The 2,362-nt window shown below is 54.7% G+C and carries 3 protein-coding genes; all 3 read left to right on the forward strand.

The window, feature by feature from the left end:
* Positions 1 to 639: P-loop NTPase (locus Q0338_RS05390; protein ID WP_298085867.1), on the forward strand; the 639-nt coding region annotated here is incomplete at its 5' end.
* Between the two features lie 77 nt (positions 640 to 716).
* Entirely contained in the window at positions 717 to 983 is a 267-nt protein-coding gene (locus tag Q0338_RS05395) for an ACT domain-containing protein (RefSeq protein ID WP_005871308.1), read from the forward strand.
* 9 nt (positions 984 to 992) lie between these two features.
* Entirely contained in the window at positions 993 to 2,330 is a 1,338-nt protein-coding gene (locus Q0338_RS05400) for a PFL family protein (RefSeq protein WP_298085868.1), read from the forward strand.
* The last annotated feature ends 32 nt before the right edge of the window (positions 2,331 to 2,362 follow it).

Genomic DNA, 2,362 nt, shown 5'->3' on the forward strand with positions numbered 1-2,362 from the left:
AACAAGCTAAAACCGATCCTAACTCACGGCGTCGAGATGATGAGTATGGGCGTGCTAATGGAAGAAGGCATGAGCCTCATCTGGCGCGGCTCGATGATCATGAAAGCTATCGAGCAGCTGCTAAAAGACGTATTTTGGAGCGAGCTGGACGTGCTATTTCTCGATATGCCTCCGGGAACGGGCGACGCGCAGCTAACTCTAGCTCAAAGCGTACCGGTGACTGCGGGCGTGTGCGTCACGACGCCGCAAGTAGTAGCGCTTGATGATAGCAAAAGAGCACTTGATATGTTTGAGAAGCTTCACATCCCGATCGCGGGCATAGTAGAAAACATGAGCGGATTTATCTGCCCCGAAAGCGGCAAGGAGTATGATATATTTGGCAAAGGCACGACCGAGGAAGTGGCAAAAGCTTATAACACCGAAGTGCTAGCCGAGATACCTATCGAGCCTGCCGTTAGAGTCGGCGGCGACAGCGGCAAGCCGGTGAGCTTTTACGAGCCAAACTCGGTCACGGCTAAACGCTACGAAAAAGCGGCGGCTAGGCTGTGGGAGATAATCGAAAATATCAACGATGACGGCGGCGCGGACAACTCGTCTATCCAGCCCGTGATGGACGGCAAGAGCGCTTGCTCGAAGTAAAATTTAAAACCTAAAGCCCGAATTTACTCAAATTTGGGCTTTAACTCTCGCAAATTTACAAATTTAGGAGAACGACGATGAAAGCGATCGTAACGGTGATCGGCAAGGACAAGGTTGGCATTGTAGCGGGCGTTTCGGCTAAGCTCGCGCAGCTTGGGCTAAACATAGACGACATCAGCCAGACGGTTTTGGACGAGTTTTTTACGATGATGGCGGTGGTTTCCAGCGAGGAAAAGCAGGACTTCACGGCCCTACGCGAGGAGCTAAACGAGCTAGGCGAAAAGCTAAAAGTTAAAATCAACATCCAAAGCTCGGCGATCTTTGACGCCATGCACAACATCTAAGGCGCGCAAATGGACATCAAAAACGTAACCGAAACGATCGCGATGATCGAGGAGCAAAATTTCGACATCCGCACGATCACGATGGGCATCAGCCTGCTTGACTGCATCGATCCCGATATCGACAAAGCCGCGGAGAAAATTTACGCAAAAATCACCGATAAGGCGCGCGATCTGGTAAAGGTCGGCAATGAAATTTCAGCAGAGCTCGGTATCCCGATCGTAAATAAACGCGTCTGCGTAACGCCTATCGCCATCATCGGCGCGGCGACGAATGCCGTGAGCTACGTGCCGCTTGCTAGGGCGATGGACGAGGCGGCCAAAAAGGTCGGCATCGACTTTATCGGCGGCTTTTCGGCGCTAGTGCAAAAGGGCTACGCAAAGGGCGATAAAATTTTAATCGACTCCATCCCCGCCGCGCTCGCCGCGACGCAAAAGGTCTGCTCGTCGGTAAATATCGGCTCGACCAAAACGGGCATAAATATGAGCGCGGTCGCCGACATGGGGCGCGTGATCAAAGAAACCGCGCGGCTTTCCGATCTTGGCGCCGCCAAACTCGTCGTATTTGCCAACGCCGTCGAGGATAATCCATTTATGGCGGGCGCATTTCACGGCGTGGGCGAGGCCGAGGTCGTCATAAACGTGGGTGTTAGCGGCCCCGGCGTCGTTAAGCGCGCGCTTGAGAAGGTGCGCGGAGCGAGCTTTGACGTGGTCGCCGAGACCGTTAAAAAGACGGCGTTTAAGATCACGCGCATCGGACAGCTCGTAGGACAAATGGCGTCTGAGCGGCTGGGCGTGAAATTTGGCATCGTAGATCTCTCGCTAGCTCCGACTCCGGCGGTGGGCGACTCGGTCGCGCGCGTGCTTGAGGAGATGGGCCTAGAGCGCGTCGGTACGCACGGCACGACGGCTGCGCTTGCGCTACTAAACGACGCGGTCAAAAAGGGCGGCGTGATGGCGTGCAACCAAGTAGGCGGGCTTAGCGGCGCGTTTATCCCCGTCTCCGAAGACGAGGGCATGATCGCCGCAGTGCGCGCAGGCTCGTTAAATTTAGAAAAGCTCGAAGCGATGACCGCGATCTGCTCGGTGGGGCTCGATATGATCGCGATCCCGCAGGATACGCCCGAGCAGACGATCGCCGCGATCATAGCCGACGAGGCCGCGATCGGCGTGATAAATCAAAAAACGACCGCCGTGCGCATAATCCCAAAAGGCAAAGAGGGCGACACGCTGGAATTTGGCGGGTTACTCGGCAGCGCACCGGTGATGAGCGTAAATAAAAACTCATCGGCGGACTTCATCGCCCGCGGCGGCCAGATACCGGCTCCTATTCATAGTTTTAAAAACTAAATTTACAAAGTCCGCTCAAATTTGCGGACTTT

This window comes from uncultured Campylobacter sp. (assembly GCF_938018145.1).
Lineage (GTDB): Bacteria > Campylobacterota > Campylobacteria > Campylobacterales > Campylobacteraceae > Campylobacter_A.

Coding starts and splice junctions, on each gene's coding strand:
- Q0338_RS05395 (WP_005871308.1), top strand. CDS start 717: ATGAAAGCGATCGTAACGGTGATCGGCAAGGACAAGGTTGGCATTGTA.
- Q0338_RS05400 (WP_298085868.1), top strand. CDS start 993: ATGGACATCAAAAACGTAACCGAAACGATCGCGATGATCGAGGAGCAA.